At 44.2% G+C, this 4,573-nt stretch carries 3 protein-coding genes and 3 pseudogenes; all 6 read right to left on the bottom strand.

All coding sequences use genetic code 11. The features are described 5' to 3' along the window. Positions 1 to 104 (bottom strand): annotated as a pseudogene (locus tag O9295_RS20120) (transposase); the annotation flags it as partial. Between the two features lie 171 nt (positions 105 to 275). Continuing rightward, entirely contained in the window at positions 276 to 461 is a 186-nt protein-coding gene (locus O9295_RS20125; protein WP_002759041.1) for a hypothetical protein, read from the bottom strand. Between the two features lie 378 nt (positions 462 to 839). After that, positions 840 to 1,155: pseudogene (locus O9295_RS27515) on the bottom strand (IS1634 family transposase); the annotation flags it as partial. Continuing rightward, positions 1,153 to 1,440 (bottom strand): annotated as a pseudogene (locus O9295_RS27955) (AAA family ATPase); the annotation flags it as partial. The pseudogenes O9295_RS27515 and O9295_RS27955, both read right to left, overlap by 3 nt. A 70-nt stretch (positions 1,441 to 1,510) precedes the next feature. Beyond that, positions 1,511 to 4,135 carry an alanine--tRNA ligase gene (alaS, locus tag O9295_RS20135; RefSeq protein WP_288034830.1) on the bottom strand — a complete coding sequence of 875 codons (2,625 nt, stop codon included), beginning with the start codon at positions 4,133 to 4,135 and terminating at the stop codon, positions 1,511 to 1,513. Positions 4,136 to 4,206: 71 nt separating this feature from the next. Beyond that, positions 4,207 to 4,573: Rpn family recombination-promoting nuclease/putative transposase (locus O9295_RS20140; RefSeq protein ID WP_288034832.1), on the bottom strand; the 367-nt coding region annotated here is incomplete at its 5' end.

Consider the following 4,573-nt stretch of genomic DNA (forward strand, 5'->3'; position numbering starts at 1 on the left):
TATCTAAGACATTTATTCCGAACAAACTGTACTGTCCGAATAGCCTCATCAATGGCTTGATATTGAGATGGTTTTCCTCTAAGCTTGTACTCTAAAACAAACATTTTGCGTTATCGACCTACCACGCAAACTACTCTAGCAGACTAAAATTAAATTGGCAACTATAGATTAGAGTTATTCTTAGTCGTGCTTCGCTGTTCTATGCTGGCGGAACTTTTCATCTCCGAGGTGAAACCGAGAGATGAAAAGCCGACATTATAGGTAAAATCGGTCAACTAGAAATGACGGGAAACGATTTTTTCGATGGTTGCTTGGGTATCCTGCAGCAGTTTCTCGCGACTATCGCTAGTATTAGTCAGACTAGGCACGAGATTACGAGCTTGTAAAGCCATGTGAAGCTGTAGTTGAGCTACATACTCGCGGATATCTTCACGGGTTTCCGATTGGTTAGGATGAAACATAGAGAAACTGGAAGGGTCTGTCTAGCTGATGGTGTCTTGTCGATAACTCCTATACAAGTTATCACGAGAGCTTAGGTTCCAGTCAAGGGTCGGCCGCAACTCTACACATTTCTCAACACAACTTATCTCTCTTTCATCAATCTAAGAGAGTTAAAATGAGAAGAAAAGCCTGAAACCGAGACAGAGACTATGGTTAAGCCTAGACCCGCCCAACGGTCAAATCTGTAGATATTTACTGTGAATTGTCCAAAAACTTATTTGGAAAAGCAAGATGCTCCCTTTAAGCATCTCCACGTCAGCTTAATAACTGGACTTCCCCGTTGACAAAAGGCCATAACCTATGCTGTAGGAGGGATTAAGAGAATTTTTGATGCCCCGTTACTGGGTACAAATCAGGGAAACCCCTAATAAATCTAACGCATGATTGTTGCAGTTGGGTCGGTCGAGTTATCTTAGAAAAACGATAACTTCCCTCTCTAATCGTACATTCTACTGTATTCAAGCAAATTGTCCCCAGGTCTTCCAACAAAGTCCGAAAACTATGCACAGGGATGTTCTCTTGATTCCGTTTTTTTCTCTCTTTAGACTGCACCGATTCACTGCGACTCGCTTTAATCACATCCAGAGAACTATCATCAATTTCTTCATCCTCAAATAATAAAGGAGCTAAGGACTGTTTTAAATGCCATTCCACTTCTTTTTCAATAAACTGGCTAAATTTATTGAGAATCTCATCGATTAATTCTTGATTGATCGTAGTTGTTTTAATAGGTTTTTCAGAGTCAATTACTAAAGAATCAATTTGGGTCTTTTCGGAAAACTTTCTAATATTGTCATGATTAAAAATTGTCCATAAAAGCTGATAAAATAGGGTTTTGCCACTATTATTGTAGTCAATAAAAGTATAAAAATTCTTGGTTAAATCTATAGTTTGATTATTATTTCTAATTGATCCCAAATTCTTGATCAGTAGTTCCATATTATTTTTACCAATCACACCGAGAGGATAACTAATTTTTTAAAGGTGGACAAAATGCCCACCTTAGCAACTATTGTAAACTGCTAGTTAACTGACTTTTGGCCTTAGCTAAAGCTTCGCTTAACTTACTAGCATCCCGTCCCCCAGCTTGAGCTAAATTGGGACGACCACCACCACCACCGGCGCAGATTTTAGCGATCGCACCGATAAATTTACCCGCTTGTAAACCCCGATCTTTAATCACCCGGGGACTAAAAGCGGCCACTAAACTCACTTTATCAGCTGCGGGAGTCGAGGCCAAAACCACTGCCCCTTCCCCTAATTTTTGCTGTAGTCTTTCGGCTGCGGCCATCAAAGCATTAGCATCAATATCGCCCAAAGAAGCGACTAATAGCTTAAATTCGCCGATAGATTCGGCTTGAGATAGCAAAGCGTCCGATTTATTTAGGGCTAACTCCTGTTTAACCGCTTCTAACTGCTTTTGTGTGCCTTTTAACTCCGATTGTAGGGCCGTGATGCGATCAGGAATTTCCAGAGGTTTGACCTTAAAGCGATCGCACAAATCCCGCACCACCTGATCCCGTTCATTCAGGTATGCTAACACGGCAGGGCCGGCCACCGCTTCGATGCGACGAATTCCCGCAGCGATTCCCGTCTCGGAGATGATTTTAAATAAACCGATCTCGGCGGTATTTTTAACGTGAGTTCCCCCGCATAATTCCATAGAAACGCTAGGAATATCGATAACTCGCACTTCTGAGCCGTATTTCTCGCCAAACATGGCAATAGCTCCCTTCTGCTTCGCTTCTTCCAATCCCATCACCGCTATCTGGGTGTCATGCGCTTCGGCAATCCAAGTGTTAATCTGTTCTTCCACCTGTTGCAATTCAGAGCTAGTCAGGGGACGAGGACAGTTAAAATCAAAACGGAGGCGATCGAAACTGACTAGGGAACCTGCTTGGGAAATCCCCCCATCGACAAGCTTTTTCAGGGCCGATTGTAGCAGATGGGTGGCGGTATGATTAGCTTGGGCGCGACGACGACAGGAGCGATCGATCTGAGCATTAATTGTATCGCCGGTGGTGACAACTCCCCGCTCTACCCGACCAAAATGGATAAAAATCCCCGATTCTTTCTGCACATCCTCAACGCGGATAACCAGATTATCGCCGGTTAAATAACCCTTGTCACCGATTTGTCCACCCGATTCGGCATAAAAAGGGGTTTTATCGAGAACTACCTGCACCTCAGTGCCTGATGCGGCCGATTCCACCGTTTTACCAGCGACTAAAACCGCCGTTACTGTTGCGGTTGCTTGCAAATCCGTATAACCGAGAAATTCCGTCGGGTGAATATGTTCTGCCAGCTTATCTAAACTACCCTGTACCGTCAAATCTATGGTTTCGTGGGCGGCTTTTGATCTTTGCTGCTGTTTTTTCATTTCCTGCTCGAAACCCGCCGTATCGACGCTTAAACCCTGCTCCTCGGCGATTTCTTGAGTGAGTTCGAGGGGGAAGCCATAGGTATCATAAAGGGTAAAGGCATCGACTCCCGAAATCTGGCTTTTTTCTTTTTCTAGAATCGATTCGAGCAGTTTCTCGCCTCTTTCTAGGGTTTCTAAAAATCTCGCTTCCTCTCGCTCTAATTCTGCCTTGATCACCGTTTCTCGTTCCCGAACATTGCCATAGACGGACTCGGAAAGAGCGATCGCAACTTCCGCCACTTTGGTGATAAATTGACCTTCAATACCGATTAAACGCCCGTGCCGTACTACTCTGCGAATCAGACGACGCAAGACGTAACCTCTGTCAGTATTCGATGCTGAGATACCATCCGCTATCATGTGTACTACCGAACGCACATGATCGCCGATGACTTTTAGGGAAACTTTCGTTTTTTCGTCCGCTTTCTGGTAGTCTATGGCTGCTAACCGGGCTGCTTCAGCGACAATCGGGAAAATTAGGTCAGTTTCGTAGTTATTGGCGACTTTTTGCAGGATTTGCGCCATCCGTTCCAAACCCATCCCCGTATCGATATTTTTATTGGCCAGGGGTGTCAGATTGCCATCCGCGTCGCGGTTATACTGCATGAAGACGAGGTTATAAAACTCGATAAAACGGCTATCATCCTCTAAATCGATGGTTTTATCCCCCAATTCCGGGTGAAAATCGTAGTAAATTTCCGAACAGGGACCACAGGGACCCGTGGGACCCGATACCCAAAAGTTATCCGCTTCGCCCATTTTTTGGATACGATGGGCAGGAATACCGATTTTATCGCGCCAGATAGCGAAAGCTTCCTCATCCTCCCTAAAGACACTAACGACTAATCTTTCGGGGGGAAGGTTAAAAACTTCTGTGGACAATTCCCAGGCCCAGGCGATCGCTTGTTCTTTAAAATAATCACCAAAGCTAAAATTGCCCAACATCTCAAAAAAAGTATGATGTCTAGCAGTCCGGCCGACATTTTCGATATCGTTGGTGCGAATACATTTTTGGGAAGTGGTAGCGCGGGTAAATTCTGGGGTCTTTTGCCCTAAGAAAATCGGTTTAAAAGGGAGCATTCCCGCAATAGTCAGCAAAACGGTGGGGTCTTCTGGGACTAGAGAGGCACTAGGGAGAATTTTATGGTTTCTGGCCGCAAAAAAGTCTAAAAATCGCTGGCGAATCTCGCTTCCGCTTAGGTGGTTACTCATAGAAGATGTCAGTTAGTCAGAAAATGCCTATTTTATCCATTGTGGCATTTTTGCGTTTTAACTCTCCACCTTTACTCTCGCGCCACTTGTCGGACTTGTTCTAAGTCTAAATCCAAAGCTTGAGCGATTTGTTCCACACTTAAACCCAAAGCAAGCAAACGGGGAATAGATTCCAATTTAGCCTCTAGTTTTCCTCGCTCTAGTCCTCGCTCTAGTCCTTGTTCGAGTCCTTCCCGTTTAGTTGCTTCCTTCCATTCCTGATAGGTTTGAGATAAGGTCATAAACACCTCTCTATCTTCAGTTTCTAGGATGTTATTTATTTCCATACTAACCCGCCAACTAATTAATAATTCCAGCACATTTTCCCGGAAAGCATTACCTTGAGGTAATTCTAACAATTCTCGCACCGCTTGGTCTTGAGTTTTTCCCCGTCCTAAT

The sequence above is a fragment of the Microcystis sp. LE18-22.4A genome, from assembly GCF_027531105.1.
Classification (GTDB): domain Bacteria; phylum Cyanobacteriota; class Cyanobacteriia; order Cyanobacteriales; family Microcystaceae; genus Microcystis; species Microcystis aeruginosa.

Coding starts and splice junctions, on each gene's coding strand:
- alaS (WP_288034830.1), bottom strand. CDS start 4,135: ATGAGTAACCACCTAAGCGGAAGCGAGATTCGCCAGCGATTTTTAGAC.
- O9295_RS20125 (WP_002759041.1), bottom strand. CDS start 461: ATGTTTCATCCTAACCAATCGGAAACCCGTGAAGATATCCGCGAGTAT.